The sequence below is a fragment of the Streptomyces sp. NPDC048639 genome (assembly GCF_043199075.1).
Lineage (GTDB): Bacteria > Actinomycetota > Actinomycetes > Streptomycetales > Streptomycetaceae > Streptomyces.
Genome location: NZ_JBICVP010000001.1, coordinates 969,002 through 984,911 on the forward strand (window position 1 = coordinate 969,002; position 15,910 = coordinate 984,911).

Annotated in this window: 10 protein-coding genes; 6 read left to right on the forward strand and 4 right to left on the reverse strand. The window is 72.4% G+C overall.

Annotated features, from left to right (window positions below; all coding sequences use genetic code 11):
- Nucleotides 1–324: 324 nt before the first annotated feature.
- Nucleotides 325–774: an excalibur calcium-binding domain-containing protein gene (locus ACGFNH_RS04095; protein ID WP_393651394.1), complete on the forward strand. Its 450-nt coding sequence runs from the start codon at nt 325–327 to the stop codon at nt 772–774.
- A 113-nt stretch (nt 775–887) separates the two neighbouring features.
- Here the strand turns inward: ACGFNH_RS04095 and ACGFNH_RS04100 are convergent, their stop codons facing one another.
- From ACGFNH_RS04100 to ACGFNH_RS04110, 3 genes are all read right to left on the reverse strand, one after another.
- Nucleotides 888–1,991 (reverse strand): endonuclease/exonuclease/phosphatase family protein, encoded by a 1,104-nt coding sequence (locus ACGFNH_RS04100; RefSeq protein ID WP_393651395.1) that lies wholly within the window; start codon nt 1,989–1,991, stop codon nt 888–890.
- Between the two features lie 162 nt (nt 1,992–2,153).
- Nucleotides 2,154–2,852, reverse strand: a complete 699-nt coding sequence (locus ACGFNH_RS04105) for an NAD(P)H-binding protein (RefSeq protein WP_393651396.1) — start codon at nt 2,850–2,852, stop codon at nt 2,154–2,156.
- Nucleotides 2,853–3,007: 155 nt separating this feature from the next.
- Entirely contained in the window at nt 3,008–4,045 is a 1,038-nt protein-coding gene (locus ACGFNH_RS04110) for a zinc-dependent alcohol dehydrogenase family protein (RefSeq protein WP_393651397.1), read from the reverse strand.
- A gap of 105 nt (nt 4,046–4,150) precedes the next feature.
- On the opposite strand from ACGFNH_RS04110, the gene ACGFNH_RS04115 reads away from it, so the two are divergent.
- The 4 genes from ACGFNH_RS04115 to ACGFNH_RS04130 all read left to right on the forward strand — a co-directional run bounded on the left by ACGFNH_RS04115 (nt 4,151) and on the right by ACGFNH_RS04130 (nt 9,712).
- On the forward strand, nt 4,151–5,080 hold the full coding sequence (locus ACGFNH_RS04115; protein WP_393651398.1) for a LysR family transcriptional regulator: 930 nt from the start codon (nt 4,151–4,153) through the stop codon (nt 5,078–5,080).
- A gap of 138 nt (nt 5,081–5,218) precedes the next feature.
- Entirely contained in the window at nt 5,219–5,818 is a 600-nt protein-coding gene (locus ACGFNH_RS04120; protein ID WP_393651399.1) for an RNA polymerase sigma factor, read from the forward strand.
- A complete protein-coding gene (locus ACGFNH_RS04125) occupies nt 5,815–6,624 on the forward strand; it encodes a PT domain-containing protein (protein ID WP_393651400.1) in 810 nt (269 codons plus the stop codon). Before ACGFNH_RS04120 ends, ACGFNH_RS04125 begins: the two co-directional genes overlap by 4 nt.
- Before the next feature lie 241 nt (nt 6,625–6,865).
- Nucleotides 6,866–9,712, forward strand: coding sequence for an AAA family ATPase (locus ACGFNH_RS04130; RefSeq protein WP_393651401.1), 2,847 nt, complete (start codon nt 6,866–6,868; stop codon nt 9,710–9,712).
- Nucleotides 9,713–9,827: 115 nt separating this feature from the next.
- Here the strand turns inward: ACGFNH_RS04130 and ACGFNH_RS04135 are convergent, their stop codons facing one another.
- Nucleotides 9,828–12,665 (reverse strand): ATP-binding protein, encoded by a 2,838-nt coding sequence (locus tag ACGFNH_RS04135; protein ID WP_393651402.1) that lies wholly within the window; start codon nt 12,663–12,665, stop codon nt 9,828–9,830.
- A gap of 253 nt (nt 12,666–12,918) precedes the next feature.
- Between ACGFNH_RS04135 and ACGFNH_RS04140 the strand changes: the two genes are divergently transcribed.
- A complete protein-coding gene (locus tag ACGFNH_RS04140) occupies nt 12,919–15,750 on the forward strand; it encodes an ATP-binding protein (protein WP_393651403.1) in 2,832 nt (943 codons plus the stop codon).
- Nucleotides 15,751–15,910 lie beyond the last annotated feature (160 nt).

Below are 15,910 nucleotides of genomic sequence, written 5' to 3' on the forward strand. Positions count from 1 at the left end.
GCCCGGGCGCGCCGCCCAACGCGGTGGACTGCCCGGCCGACCCGCCGAGTCGCATGGCCCGTCCGGCCCGACGCAGCTGGACCGCAGTCCAGTTGCCACCATCGGCTACGCCCGGGGGGGGCGGCGACCCGCCATGGGGTTCAGCTCCCCCCCATGGCGATGCCCTTCCCAGGCCCCGGGCGTGACGGATCCTCAGGCATGCGGTGGGCGCGTTCCGACGCATGAATCCGACGGAGGGTCACGGACAAGTCACTACCTCCAGAAGCATCACAAAGCCCTACAGGAGGGAACTACCTTCTTCTCACCTGAAATCCAGGGGGGACCATGAGTAATCCGTACCAAATACCGGCAACACCACGGACGGCGCCGAAATGGGCACGCAAGCGGTTCGTCCTGCCCGGGCTCTGTCTCGCCTTCTTCATCGGGATCGGGGCGGGAGCGAGCGGTAACACCCGGACGGACACCGCGCCGGTGACCGACAGTCCCCTGCCCAAAGCCACGGTCACCGCGACAGTCACCGAGACCGCCACGGCGACACCGGAGCCGGAGCCGGCCACGACGGTCACCGTCAGGGCCTCCAGGACCGTACGGACCACCCCCACAGCCGAACCCGCCTACGGCAGCGGCGGCAGCAGCACCGGCGGCTCGTCCGTGTACTACCTGAACTGTTCTGCGGCCCGGGCCGCCGGTGCCGCCCCCGTCCATGTCGGCGATCCGGGGTACGGCCGGCACTTGGACCGCGACGGCGACGGCACAGGCTGCGACTGGGGCTGACCCCCGGAGAGGCGCGGCATGGCTGAAGGGCGCCCCGGTCGGCACCCGGCCGGGCGACCTTCAGCCAGGGAGGGCATCCGGCCACAGCCCGGAGAACGAGTGACGCCTGCGGCTCACATCTCCAGGTCTGCGAACAGCGCGCCGTGGTCGGAGGCCTGAGTGGCCTTCGACGTGACCGTTTCGAAGGACTTGAACGTGTGGGGCGCCCAGATCCCGCGGCGTTCCACGTCCACCGCCTGCACCCGGTCGAAGAGGTCCGGGGAGAGCATCAGGTAGTCGATCTTCTGCCTGAGCGACTGGCCCGTTCCGTACGTGCCGGGGGCTCCCGTGTAGCTGGAGTGGCTCATGGCGTCCTGCAGGCCCGCGGACAGGAGGAGTTCGATCGGGTCGCTGTCCGGGGTGTCGTTGAGATCTCCGGCGACCACGACGCGCGCCGAGCGCTCAAGGGCGGCTTCGTAGATCTTTCTGACCTGTTTGGCCTGCATCTTGCGCTTGTTCGCGCTGTCCGCCGCCTTGCCGAAGCCCTTGCTCTTGAAGTGATTGCCGAGAATCCACAGCGGCTTTCCGTCCGGGAGTTCGACCTCGAACTCCGGGCAGTCGCGGCTGAAGACCGTACGGCCCGATGCCGTGTCGAAGATGTGCGAACGTATGCAGTCGATGGGCCTGCGGCTGAACAGACCGACGTCGATGCCGCGGCTGTCGTTGCCGTCGATCAGCATGTTGAACGGGTAGCGCTTGGCGCCCATCTGGTCATTGAGCACCTGCTCGTTGAACCGGTCCAGGGTGAGCCGGTCCTCGACCTCGACCGTGAGCAGGATGTCCGCGTCGATCTCGGCGATCAGACGGCCGGTGTTCTGTACGGCTTCCCAGTTGAGGTCGTCGCGGACCATTTCCGCCCAGCCGACCCAGTTCGGCCGTCCCTTGGCGACGATCTCGATGGCGCCGCCCTGCTTGACCTTGAAGAGCTTGGCGCCTCCGCGCGTCTCGTTCACCACGAAGGGGCGTGTCCTGGACTGGGAGTTGTGGACGTCGTACTTCTCGAGAATCCCGACGATGGCGTCCTTGTCCTCGGCCGTGTACGTCTCGTGGTCGAGGACGGAGACGAGGGCGGAGAAGTCCTCCAGGATCTCGCGCCGCTCCGCCTGGTCCTCCAGCCCGAAGACACGGGGCCGGCGGAAGAGGTTCTCTGCGTTGAAGGTGGCGATGCGGAGTGTCATGGCGCCTCCTCATGCGGCGCAGTATGCACGCGGCCGACGGGTCAGGCGCCGCCGAGTCACTGCTCGCCGACACTTCCAATTCTCCGAGGGTGGGCGCCCTCTGTCCACTGGAGAGAGGGCGCCCACCCATCGCGCGCCGGACCCGCTCGACCGGGTCCCGGTCTACTCCTGCCGTGCTCCCGTCCTGTCCCTCGCACAGGCGGACACCGCTTCCGCCAACGGGGTCTCGCCCTGGGCCAGTTCGAGGGTCAGCCCCCGGGTCGACGGGGTGTCCAGGAGGGCGAGGAGGGCCGAGGCCGTGTCGTCGCGGGTGACGTCGCCCGGGCCGCGTTCCGCTGTGAGGCGGACCGTGCCCGTGGCCGGGGCGTTCGTCAGGGCCGCCGGGCGGAGGATCGTCCAGTCGAGGTCCTGGGACATCACGTACGCGTCCGCCGCCGTCTTGGCGCGGACGTACGCGACGCCGGTCTCGTCCAGCCCGGGGCGCGGTTCGCTCCCCGCGCCCCGCGTGGAGACCATCACGTAGCGGCGGACGCCCGCCTGTACCGCGGCGTCGGCCAGCAGGACGGCGGCCGCGCGGTCCACGGTGTCCTTGCGCCGGGCACCGCTGCCCGGTCCCGCGCCCGCCGCGAAGACGACGGCGTCCGCGCGGTGCGCCGGGTCCGTGCCCCGCAGATGGGCCGCGAGTTCCCCGGGCGTGGCCGTCTCCAGATCGCAGAGCACCGGCTCCACACCCGCCTCGCGCAGGTCGGCCGCGTGGGCGGCGTTGCGGATCAGGCCGACGGCCGCGTCACCCCGTCCGCTCAGCAGCCGGCCCAGACGCAGGGCGATCTGTCCGTGGCCTCCCGCGATCACGACGCGCACGGGTACTCCTGGATCTCACACACCGGTCGTCCTCCAAAGGGTCGATGTCGTGGGGCAATTGTCCGTTGTCATGGCCCCCGTGGACGTCACGAGGGCGCTATGGAACGCGCCATGGAACGGCGCCATGAAACGCGCCATGAGGCGTCATCCGGGCGTCACGGGCGGACCATGGCCTTCAGCGCGCGCCGTTCGTCCATCGCCGCGTAGCCCTCCGGCACCTCGTCCAGGCCGATCGTGAGGTCGAAGACCGGCGAGGCGTCCAGGCGTCCGGCGAGGACGTCCGGGAGCAGTTCGGGGATGTACGCGCGCGCCGGGGCCACCCCGCCGCACAGCGCGACGTTGCGGCCGAACATCTGCCCGATGTCGACGCCCGCGCTGCCGCCGTGCGGGACGCCGACGAAACCGACCGCGCCACCGTCGCGGGCGATGGATATCGCCGTGCGCATCGACTCCTCGGTGCCGACGGCTTCCAGCACGGCGTGCGCACCGGTGCCACCGGTCAGGTCCCGTACGGCCGCCACCGCCTCCTCGCCGCGTTCGGGCACGACGTCCGTGGCGCCGAACTCGCGGGCGATCGTGGTCCGTTCGGTGTGCCGGCCGAGGGCGATGATCCGCTCGGCGCCCAGGCGGCGGGCGGCGAGCACACCGCACAGCCCGACCGCTCCGTCGCCGACGACGGCGACGGTCGCGCCCGGCCGGACCCGCGCGGCGACCGCCGCGTGGTGCCCGGTCGACATCACGTCCGTCAGGGCCAGTACGGCGGGCAGCAGCGGCTCGTCGAGATCGCGGGGCAGCGTGACGAGCGTGCCGTCCGCGTACGGCACCCGCACCGCCTCACCCTGACCGCCGTCCGAACCCGGCTCGCCCCAGAAGCCGCCCTCCGGGCAGGAGGTGTGGAGTCCTTCGGCGCAGAACTCGCAGGACCCGTCCGACCAGACGAAGGGCGCCAGGACGCGGTCGCCGGCGCGCAGTCCGGTCACCCCGGCGCCCACCTCGTCGACGACGCCGAGGAATTCGTGCCCGATGCGCTGGCCCGGCTGCCGCTCCGCAACACCGCGGTACGCCCACAGGTCGCTGCCGCAGATGCAGGCGTGCGTCACGCGCACGACGGCGTCGGTCGGCTGCTCGATCCGCGGGTCGGGGACCTGCTCGACCCGCAGGTCCTTGGGGCCATGGATGACGGTGGCGCGCACGCATTCTCCCGGGGAATACCAGTTCGGGCAGTACCCGCGCAGCCTGCCTCGGCCCCCGACCTCGCGTCCAGCTACATGAACTTCAACAGCGTTTAAGCTGTGCTAATGCTTGATGTCCGGCGCCTGGTCCTGCTGCGCGATCTGGCGGAGTACGGGACGGTCACCGCCGTCGCGGAGCTGCACGGCGTGACCGCCTCGGCCGTCTCCCAGCAGCTCAAGCAGCTCGAGGCCGAGACCGGTGTCGCCCTGGTGCTCCGCGAGGGACGCGGGATCCGCCTCACCTCCGCGGGTCAGGGGCTGGTGGAGGACTCCGAAGCCGTCCTGGCCGCCCTGGAGCGCGCCCATGCCCGGCTTACGCGACCTGCCGCGGAAGCCGTCGGGCCCGTACGCGTCTCCTGCTTCACCAGTGGCGTGGCACCGCTGATCGCGCCCCTGCTGGAGACCCTCGCCCGCCGCCACCCCGGGCTGACGCCGCACATCACCGAAGCCGAGCCGGAGAGCAGCCTTCCCGCGCTGCGGCAGCGGCGCGCCGACCTCGCCGTCGTCTACCGCTACACCCATCTCGGCACGCCCGCCCCCCAGGGGTTCGACACCCACCACCTGCTCACCGATCCCCTCCTGGTGGTCCTGCCCGCGGCGCATCCGGCCGCCGCGGAGGGGCACCGCACGGAAGGGGACGGCGGCGAACCGCTGGCCCTCGCCTCGCTGGCGGACACCCCGTGGATCACCGCGTCCGAGGGCACCGCCTGCCACGACGCGACCCTCTTCGCCTGCCGCCACGCCGGCTTCACACCGCAGGTGCGGCATACGTGCTCCGGCTTCGCCGCCATGCTCACGCTCGCCGCCACCGGCGCCGGGGCGGTCCTCGTCCCCGGCCTGGCCGCCGCTGCCCTGCCGCCCGGCCTCGTCGCGCGCACCGTCGACATCCCCGGGCTGACCCGCGCCATCGAAGCCGCCGTACGGCGCGGTACGGGCGACCGCCCCGCCGTCGCCGCCTGCCTCGAAGCCCTCGCGGCGTCGAGCACCGTGCGCTGAACCCGGCCCCCTCCCGCCCGAACTGAGTACGCCCGCCCGATGCGGCGCGCATCTCCGCCTTGTTGGCTGCCCCGTGTAACGCCTCGGCCGCCCCGCGCCAAGGACCGGTGAAAGCTGCCGACAGACAAGGGAGTCGAGATGCGACATCCGCCGGGCGACTACGACACGGCGCGGATCGGGGAGGATCCGGAGGCCTTCGAGGCGTTCTATCGCGAACATGTGCAGGCGGTGCTCCGCTACGCGACCCGGCGCACCCGGGATCCCCACGCTGCCGCCGACCTGGTGGCCGATGTCTTCGTCGCGGCGATATCCGCGGCCTCCGGCTACCGGGCCGAATGGGGCAGCCCGTCGGCATGGCTGCACGGCATCGCCCGCAACGTCGTCGCGTCCGAGAACCGGCGTGCCGCGCGTGCCTGGTCCGCCGAGAGCCGTGTCGCCGGACACCGGCTGCTGGAGAGCGAGGACATCGCGCGGCTGGAGGAGCGGATCGACGCGGAACGGGCCTGCCGCGGCCTGCTCGAGCAGATCGCCGCCCTGCCCTCCGGCCACCGCGACCTGCTCGAACTGGTGGCGGTCGACGGGCTGTCCGTCGCCGAGGCCGCCCGCGTGCTCGGCATCAATCCGGTGGCGGCGCGCGTACGGCTGCACCGGGCCCGCCAGGCCGTACGCCGTGCCCCCGCCCCGTCCATCGACGGGGACACCGCCCCATCCCTTCGGTCGCTGTTGGAGGCCTCATGAACACCGGACGCTTCGAGGAGCGGCTGCTCCAGGAACTCAAGACCCGTATCGCGCAGCAGCCCGCGCAAGCGGACGCCGCGAAGAGTGCGGCCTTCGCTCCCGCGGAACCGAGCGCACGGGGGCGCGTACTCCGGGTCGGGCTGGCCGCGGGCGTGGCGGTGGCCATGGTGGGCACGGCGGTCCTCATCGGGCAGACCGGGCCGGGCGGTTCGGGTGGTACCGCCGCCGACTCCCGTGCGGAGGACGGCGGTTCACGGGCGCGGATCGTCAACGCCGCCTACACGGTGGAGCGCAAGGAGACCGGCGTCGTCAAGCTGACGATCGAGGACCCCTCCGGCAGGCCGGACATCGACGGGATGCGGAAGGACCTGGAGAGCATGGGCGTGCCCGCTCGCGTGTACGCGGGCGATCCCGACTGCCCGACCGGGCGGCCCGATCCCTCGGGGAGCGGGGATCCGGACCCGACGGGTGAACCGACCGGAGAGCCGACGGAAGAGCCCACGGGTGAGCCGAGCGGTGAACCGACGGAAGAGCCGAGCGGAGAGCCAACGCCGTCCGCCTCCACGGACAAGAAGCTCGACGACCTGACCGACGGCCGCGAGTACCGGATCACGGAGGAGCACGGGAAGCTCGTCGCCTACATCCGGCCGCACCTGATTCCGGAGGACACGACCCTGACCCTCGGGTTCCCGCTCGCGAAGACGGAACCGGACAAGGGCCTGGCCATCTGGCAGGTCGGGCTCGCGCCGGGTGACGGCCCCGACTGCATCCCGGCCATCCCCCGAGGTGTGGTGGAGCGCGGATAGCAGGAGCGCGGAACCCCGGGGGTTTCGTACCCCTCCCGGTGGTCCTCGTCTCCGCCCGGACGAGGGCCGCCGGCGAGGTGTTCCACGAGCGCCCTCCTCGCTTTCCGTGCCACGTACGACACGAAGTGTGAGGATGCCGGGCTACTCCCCGGTGTTCCGTCGCGCCCGACGGCTCCGGTCTAGCGTGGATGGAGGGGCTGCCGCGGCACACGGCCACGGTGCGCGAAGGGGCGGCGGAGCGATGGCGAAGGTGCGGATGCGCGAGGCCGGGTTGCCGGGGCGTTCCGAGGAGCTGCAGTTCCTGGAGACGGCGATCACCGCTGCCGCGGCGGGGCTCGGACAGGCCGTGCTGGTGGAGGGAGAGCCGGGCATCGGCAAGACCGCCCTGCTCGACGCGGCGGTCTCCCGCGCGCGGGAGACCGGCTTCCGCGTCCTGGAGGGTGCGGGCGAGGAGTTGTCGCGCCGCGTACCGTTCGCCGCCATCGCCCGCAGCCTCGATACGGGGACGCCGACCCGCAGCCTCGATACGGGGACGTCCGGGCGCGCGGACGGGCAGGCGGCCGCGCTCGCCCGGCTCGTCCGCCCCGAGGGCGGGTCCGTCGCCGACCGGTCCCCCGGTGCGGACTTCGCGACGGCCGAGGCCGTCCTCGGTCTGCTGGACGAGTGGTGCACGGCCGGCCCGGTGGCCCTGGTCGTGGACGATCTCCACTGGGCGGACAGCGGGACGCTCCTGCTGCTGCACCGCCTCGGAAAGTCGCTGGGCACCGTACCCCTGCTGGTCGTGTGCGCCAGCCGCCCCGTGCCGGGCGGGGAGCTGGACCGGCTGCGGCGCAGTCTGGCGACGAGCGGCGCGCACGGCGTCACCGTCGGCCCGCTGGACGAGACGGCCGTGGGCGAGCTGGCGGAGGGGCTGCTCGGCGCTCCCGCCGGTCCGGGCCTGCGCCGGCTGCTCGGCGGCGCAGCGGGCAATCCCCTCTTCGTCACCGAGCTCCTCGCCGCGCTGCAGCGGGACGAGGCGATCGTTGCGTCCGGAGGCACGGCGGAGGTGCGCGGCGGTGACGCACCCGCCTCGCTGCTCTCCGCCATCGTGGGCCGGCTGGACTGGGTCTCCCCCAAGGGCCAGGAGATCCTGCGGGCCGGTTCGATCCTCGGATCCGGATTCACCGTCGTCGAACTCTCGGCGGTCACGGGTCTTGCGCCGGCCCGGCTGATCGAGCCCATTCTGGAGTTCGTGCGCTACGGCGTCCTGACCGAACAGGGCGAACGGCTCGTCTTCCGCCACGACTTGATCCGGCAGGCCCTGTACGACGGCATCCCGGCGCGCGCCGCCTCCCACGCGGCGGTCGGCCGCGCCCTGGCCCGCAGCGGTACGGCCGTGGAGCGGGTGGCCGAGCACCTGCTGCTGGGGGCGCCTTCGGGCGAGGACACCCTGCCGGACTGGGTTTTCGGCAACGCCCGGGCCCTCACGCTGCGCGCCCCGGGCCTCGCGGTCGAACTGCTCGAGGCCACCCTGGCCGTGATGGCTCCGCACGATCCGCGTACCGCCCGGCTCCGGGTCCTGCTGGCGTCCAGCCTGCTGTGGACGGGGCGTGCCTCCGAGGCCGAGCAGCGTGCCGAGGAGGCGCTCGCGGAGGCCCATGACGCGGCGCGGAAACGGGAGTTGCTGGGGCTGCTCGGCCGGGCGTGCATGGCCCGGGGGCGGCCCGACCTCGGCGCGGAGCGGGTGCGCGAGGCGCTCGCGACGGGCGGGCTGAGCACCGCCGAGACACTCGGGCTGGAGGCGCTCCTCGCCATCTCCCTGCTCCACGTCCGCGACATGGACCGGGCCGTCGATCTGGCGGAACGGGTACGGGCCGAGGCCGGGGAGTTGCAGCTGACGGCCCCGCTCGTGGACGCCCTGCACCCGCTGGCGGCCGTCGCCCAGTTGCGCGGACTGCCCCGCACCGCCCTGGAGGACTCGGACCAGGGGCTGAGGATCGCCCGTGCCGAGCATGTGCACAGCGACCGGGTGATCGCCCTCCACACGACGCGTGCCTTCAGTCTCATGGGCCTCGACCGCTCCGGGGAGGCGGAGGAGGCCATGGAGTCCGCACGGCGGCTCGCGGAGCGGAACGGCAGTGTGCTGCTCGGCTTCTGCGACGTCGGCCGGAGCCTGTTCATGTTCCACACGGGACGGTGGGACGACGCGCTGGCGGTGCTCGACTCGGGGCGGGACCTCCCCGGCTTCCTGGGCGTACCGCGGGCGGTGGACGGGCTGGCCGCGCTGATCGCCGCGCTCCGCGGCGATCTCGACACGGCGCGGGAGCGCCTGGAGGCGGCGGACCGTGCGCCGAGGACGCCCACCACGCCGGTCCACGAGTATCTGCCGCGCTGGGCCGCCCAGATCATGCATGAGGCGGACGGCCGTCCCCGGGAGGCGCTCGATGATCTGCTGAAGGGCTGGGAGCAGGGCTTCGGGGCGATGACCGGCGCCGGACTGCCCTTCCGGGCGGCCGACTTGGTGCGGCTGGCGCTCTCGCTCGGCGAAAGGGACGTGGCGCGTGACGTCGTGGCCTTCGAGCAGCGGCTCGCCGGCACGGACGGCTCGGCCCCGGGAACCCGTGCGATCGCGCTGCACTGCCAGGGACTGGTGGACGGCGACCCCCTGCTGATGGCCGAGGCTTCCGGCCACTACGAGCGTTCGCCGCGCCTGCTGTCGCGCGCCCAGTACCACGAGGACTGCGCGGCCGTACTGGCCGGAGCCGGACGGGCGAACGAGGCGCGTACGGAACTCGACCGTGCGGCGGACCTCTACTCCCTCCTCCAGGCCGACCGGTGCATGGCGCAGGCCGAGGCGCGGCTCGGCGCCGCGGGCGTGGTGCGCGGCCGGCGCGGCCGCGCGCACCGCCCCAGCAGCGGCTGGGGCGCTCTGACCGAGACGGAGCGCAATGTCGCCGCGCTCGTGGGCGAGGGGCTGTCGAACACGGCGATCGGCTCGCAGCTCTTCATCTCGCGCAGGACCGTGCAGTCCCATGTGTCGATCATCCTGCGCAAGCTCGCCCTGACCTCACGCGTGGAGATCGCGGTCGAAATCGCCCGCCACGTCTGAGGGTTCGGCATGGACCACCGTACGGCGCCGGGTGGTCCGGCACGGTATGCCGCGGGGTGGGCCCCGCACCGTACGGCGCCGGGGTGGCCCGGCAACGCGCGGGCCCGCCGTACGGTCAGCGCTGCCGGGTGACGGCCGTCGCCAGTTCGACGCGCGAGGTGAGGCCGAGCTTCCCGAGGATGCTGGAGACGTGCGACTGCACGGTTCTCCGCGAGATGAACATCCGGGCCGCGATCGCCGGGTTGGACAGCCCTTCGGCGACCAGCGCCGCGATCTTGTGCTCGGTGTCCGTGAGGGCCTCCCAGCCGCTGGCCGGGCGCCGCCTGCGGTCGGTGCGCCGTCTGGGCAGGCCCGCCGCCTCCAGTCGTTCCTCCGCGCAGGAGATGCACCAGTCGGCGCGCATCTGGACGTAGACGTCGATCGCCTGGCCGAGTTCGGTTCGGGCCTCATCGAGGCGCCCGGCGCCCGCGAGTACGGCGGCGACGTCCTCGTAGTACTGCCCGCGCGAGAGCAGCCAGGGCGTCTCGCGGTAGTAGTCGGCGGCCGTGGCGAGGGTCTCGGGGTCGCGGTCGGCCAGCCCGCGGCAGTGGGCGATGATCGCGCGGGCGCGCCGGGTGGTGCGCTCCGTGTCGTCGATCCGCTCCGCTTCCTCGATGACCTCGCGCACCGTACCGGTGTCGCCGAGGTCCAGGGCGAGCCGTACGAGGTCGGCGGCCCGGAAGAGCAGTCCGACTCCCTGGACCGGACCGAAGCCGCGCCGCCATCCCTCCAGCAGATCGGCGAGCGCCTCTTCCTTGCGGCCCTGCGACTCCAGCCGCAACTCCCGTGCCCAGCGCGGCAGATACTCCACGTACGGGGTGGTGGTGGAGGACGAGGTCGCGGCATCGGCCGCGGCGAGCCGCTCGTCGGCGGTCGCGAAGTCCCCCCGGAATCCGGCGATCAGGGCCATCAGGCCGTGGATCGCGCGAGGCGTGCTGAGGTGGTCCGGCAGTTCGATGCCGACCTGGGCCTCGGCCAGCGCGTCGTCCCAGCGGCCGGCGTGGAACATGAAGGAGGCGCGGCTGGCGTGGCACAGCGTCAGCAGCATGCCCCCGCTGGTCTCGCCGAGTTGGAGGGCCGCGGCGATCGACTGGTGGGCCTCGGCGGTCCGGTCGAGTTCGAACAGGCTCCGTCCGCGGATGATGTAGAGGCCGACCAGGCTGTGGGCGGGCACGGCTTGTCCCGGTGCGTTCCGCAGGGCCTGATCGGCCGCTTCGATCGCCTCCCGGTAGTTGCCGTGGAACATCCTCACGATCGCGACCGTCAGTAGGGAGTCGACCATCGCGTGGTACTCCCCGTGCAGCACCGCGTCGACCCGTACCTTCTCCGCGATGTTCAGCGCCCGGTCGAGCTGGCCGAAGCGGAACAGGCAGGTGGACAGGAACGCCTGGTACCGGCGGGTCTCGGGGGGCGACAGCGTCCCGGAGTCGAGCGCGTCCCTGGCCCTCTGGACGGCGAGGTCCGGCCGGCCGCACGCGACGTCCGCCTGAGCGAGGATCCAGAGCAGTTCGCTCCTCTGCCCCGGGTCGGACAGATGCGGGAGGGCCTCTTCGGCCTGCGGCTGCACCTCGGGGGCGCGCCCGGACCACAACAGGGCCGAGGCCAGCAGGATGTCCAGACGGCCGGCCCGCTCGTTGTCCGCAGCGGTGCCGTTCAGTGTCTGCTGCAGCAGTTCGACGGACAGGGAGGGCGCACGCAGGGTGAGCGCGGCGGCGTGGTCGGCGACCCAGTCGACCACCGCGTCACCGCCGGTCGCCGCGCCGCCGGCCCCGTCGGTGCCCGCGCCCATCAGCAGGTGTTCGGCGACGCGTTCCACCGGGGCACCGCTTCGGGCCAGTGCCCGGCCCACGGCGCTGTGGGAGGCGGCCCGCGCGGGGATCGCCTCGTACAGGGCCTGGCGGATCAAGTCGTGGCGGAAGACGAGCCGTTCCCCCTGCTCCCGCAGCAGGCCGTACCGGACGACCTCCATGACCGAGTCCACCAGGTCCGCCGCCGGTTTGCCGGTCACGGTCGACAGCTCCGGCACCGTGAAGCCCGAGCCGAGCAGGGAAGCCGTCCGCAGGACCTCCAGCCCTTCCGGCGACACCCAGTCCAGCCGGCCGACGATGGCGGAGGCCAGCGAGGCGGGTACGTCGGCCGTGTCGGCTTCCACCGTGCCCTGGGCGATACGGATGGCCCGCTCCCGCTCCAGCGCTCCGACAATCTCGGTGACGAACAGCGGGTTGCCCGTCGCGTCGTGCAGCAGACGGCGCAGCGTCGGACCGGCGGGCGCGCCGAGCAGACCGCGCACGATCTGGGAGACGGCGTGCTCGCCCAGTGGCCCGACCTCCACCAGGACCGCGCCGCGACCGATCAGGCTGTGACGGAGCTGGTCCAGTTCGTCGCCCGCAGCGGCGGGACGGGACGCCGTGATCAGTGCCAGGGGGAGGCTGTGCAGGGACTTGCCGAGCTGGTGCAGCAGGACGAGCGTCCCGTTGTCCGCCCACTGGAGGTCATCGAGCAGCAGGGCGACGGGGCCCGTGGACGACCAGTCGTCGAGCAGGGCGAGGATCGCCTCCACGGTGGCGAAGTCCGCTTCGAGTCCGGGGATGACGTCGGGCCGGCCCTCTCCGCGTATCTGCCCGGCCAGGGCGCGCAGTTGGGGGTCGGCCCACGCGGTGTCGATGCCCAGACACCGCCCGATGGCGGCGAACGGCACGCGTTGCTCGAGCTGCTCCGCCGCGCCGTGGAGGACGCGCATCCCGCTCTCGCGGGCGTCGGCGGCGGCCGCCTGGAGCAGCGCGGTCTTGCCGATGCCCGGTTCGCCCTCCAGGAGGACGGCCTGGCCGAGCCCGGAGGAGGCCCGCGTGACGGCGGTGTCGAGTTCCCGCATCTCCTGGGAACGTCCTGCCAACGCGGTTGTTGCCACACTCATGCGTCGCCCACCGATCTGTGCCCCGATACCGGGCAGCCGCCGCCCTCTCACCGACCGAGCGTCGTCCCGGCACCCCCTGAATCATCATAAGACTCCCACTTTTCAGATGTTTTCGCCGATACCTGGGCACTCTTCACGGAAGGTGACACTCCGGGCACAGAGAGGTCCGTAACAGGAGTTGTTTCCGGTTTTGCCTGTGAATGCGCGGTATCGCACACTTGACGGGTCAGCCTCCGGAGGGAGGGAGACCAGGGTGGTCGTTGTCCCCGTGGGTCTCGTGGGCCGGGAGGCCGAGACGGCCACCGTCGAACGGCTCGCCCGTGAGGTCGCCACCGGCGTGGGCCGGGCCCTGCTCATCGAGGGAGAGCCGGGCATCGGCAAAACGGCGCTGCTTTCGCACGCCGAGGACCAGGCGCACCGCTTCGGCCTGCGCGTCTTCAGCGGCGCGGCGGACGAGATCGACCAGCGTCTCCCCTTCGCCGCCATCTCCACCTGCCTGGGTGCGCGGGCCACCGCCAGCGACACCCGCGACGCCGGGATGGACGCCCTCATCCGCGGTGCGGGCTGGACCAGCACGCCGCTCGGGGTCGAGGCCGCGGACGCCGCGTTCACAGAATCCTTCCTCGCCCAGGTCGACCAGTTGTGCGCGACGGGGCCGCTGGCCCTGGTGCTGGACGACCTGCAGTGGGCGGACGGGGCGAGCCTGCGGGTGCTGGCCGAGCTGAGCCGCTCACTCGCCCAGCTTCCCGTCCTGCTGGTGGGGGCGTGCCGGACCGCTCCACCGGGCGGCCCGGAACTCGACCGGCTGCGCCGCACACTGCCGGCCCGGGGGGCGACCGTGCTGACGCTGGAACCCCTGGACGAGGGCACCGTACGGGAGCTGGTGGCCCGCATGCTGGGCGCGCGCCCCGAGGACGACCTGCTGCGGCTGATGAAGGACGCCGGGGGCAACCCGCTCTACGTCACGCAGCTCGTCGAGACGTTCACCGCGAGCGGCGCGATCCGGGTCACCGACGGGACGGTGCAGGCGAGCGTGCCGACCACGACCCCGTCCCTGCGAGCGGCGGTGCTGCAGCGGCTGAACTTCCTCTCCCCCGAGTCCCTGTCCGTACTGCGGGTGGCCTCCGTCCTCGGCTCGGGGATCACGGTGGAGGACCTCGCCGTCGTCGCCGCCCGCCCTGTGCACGATGTGCTGGGTGTCCTCATGGACGCGCGTGACGCGGGCGTACTGGCCGAGAAGGGCGGACGCTTCTCCTTCCGCCGCACCGTGGTGCGCCAGGCCCTCTACGACGACCTGCCCGGTCCGCTGCGCGCTGCCTTCCACCTGGAAGCCGGCCTCGCACTCGCGGGAACCTCCGCCCCGCCCGAGCTGATAGCCGAGCATCTGACGCTGGGCACGCCCTCGGGCAGCCCGCGGGTGATCGACTGGCTGGCCGAGAACGGCGAACAGCTCATGGTCGGCGTCCCGAGACTGGCGGTCGAACTGCTGCGCCCCGCCCTGGACTGCGCGGACGCGACAGAACCCCGCCGCGGCCGCCTCCACATCCTGCTCGCCGCCGCCCTGATGCGCTCGGGCCGGGCCGTCGAGGCCGAGGACCAGGCGCGCCGGGCCCTGGCCCACCACCACGACCTGGCCTCGGAGGGCACCATCTGGTGGATCCTGGCGCGTGCCCCGTACGTGTCCGGGGATCCGGCGCTGGCGTGGGCCGAGATCGAGCACGCACGGAACTCGGTCGCGCTCTCGGAGGTCGAGAGCGTACGCCTGCAGGCGTTCGGTTCCGTCGTGCTGCTGGCCCTCGGCGAACTGGACCGGGCCGAGAAGCTGGCGCGGGAGGCGGAGCGGGAGGCGCTCGGCCTGGGGGACATCAACGCGCTGTCGGACGCGTACCAGACGCTGGCCCTGCTGCATCTGCTGCGGGGCGAGACCCTGGTGGCCCTCGACTGGGCCGACCGCGCCCTGCGGATGGCCCGGGACGAGAACGCGCCCGTGGACAAGCAGATTCCGCTGCATCTCATCCGCGGCTACTGCCTGCTGGCCCGCGCCCGCGCGCGGGAGGCGGACGAGGCCATGGGCTTCAGCCAGCAGGTCGCCAAGCAGCTCTGGGACCACGTACCGCTGTGCGACCTGTCCCGGGCGCAGGTGATGTTCGCCGACGGGCGGTGGGACGACGCGCTGGTCGAGATCCAGGCGGGACTGGAGCCGTCGAACGAGTCCCTGCCGAAGCCGCTGCACAGCCTGGCGGCCGTCATCGCGGTGCACCGCAACGACTTCGTCACCGCGAAAGCGCATCTGGACGAGGCGGAGAACGCGACCGACTCCGCCCCGCAGAAATTCTTCTTCGACCATCTCGCCGTGTGGGCGGCCTGCCAGTTGGAGGAGGCCGAGGGCGACTCCGCGCGCGCACTCGACCGGTGTCTCGCCTTGGTCGGCGAAGGTTTTGTCTCCGTGATGAGTTCGGTGCTCGCATTCTTCGCGCCGAGGGTGGTGGGCCTCGCACTCAATGCCGGAAACACGGAATTCGCACGGGAGTTGACAGCAGCGGTCGAATCCCGGGCGGCCACCGGCGTACCGGACGGCATTTCCGCATTCGCGACCCATTGCCGCGGACTGCTGGACAACGACCCGGACGCACTGCTCGACGCCTCGCACTTCTACGACCGTTTCCCCTGGGTGCTCTTCCAGGCGCTGTACTACGAGGACGTCGCCGCCGCCCTGGCCGAGGCGGGGCGGCTCCCCGATGCCCGGTCGGCGCTGAACCGGGCCATGGACATCTACGCCGGGCTGGACGCCACCTGGGACGCCACACGCGCGGCGTCGCGGCTGCGCGCCCTCGGGGTCCGCAGAGGCCACCGCGGCCTGCGCGGGCGTCCCACCAGCGGCTGGGAGAGCCTCACCGACACCGAGGTGGCGGTCGCCTCGCTCGTCGCCCAGGGCCTGTCGAACCCGGATGTGGGGGCGCGCCTGCGCATCTCCCGCCGCACGGTGCAGACGCACGTCTCCAATATTCTGTCCAAGCTCAGTCTCGGCTCCCGCGTCGAACTCGCCACCGAAGTCACCGCGCACCATCTGCAGAGTCAGCCATAACTCGCCGTACGCATCCGGGAGATGAGAGGAATTCCCCGCCGGGAATCGGTCGAGGAACCACCGAAGGAACCACCGAAGGAACCGCTGAGAGAACCGCTCACTGATTCGGTTCGGGAGCGCACGCGGAATCACGCGGTGGTACGCGTGGTGGTACACCCCG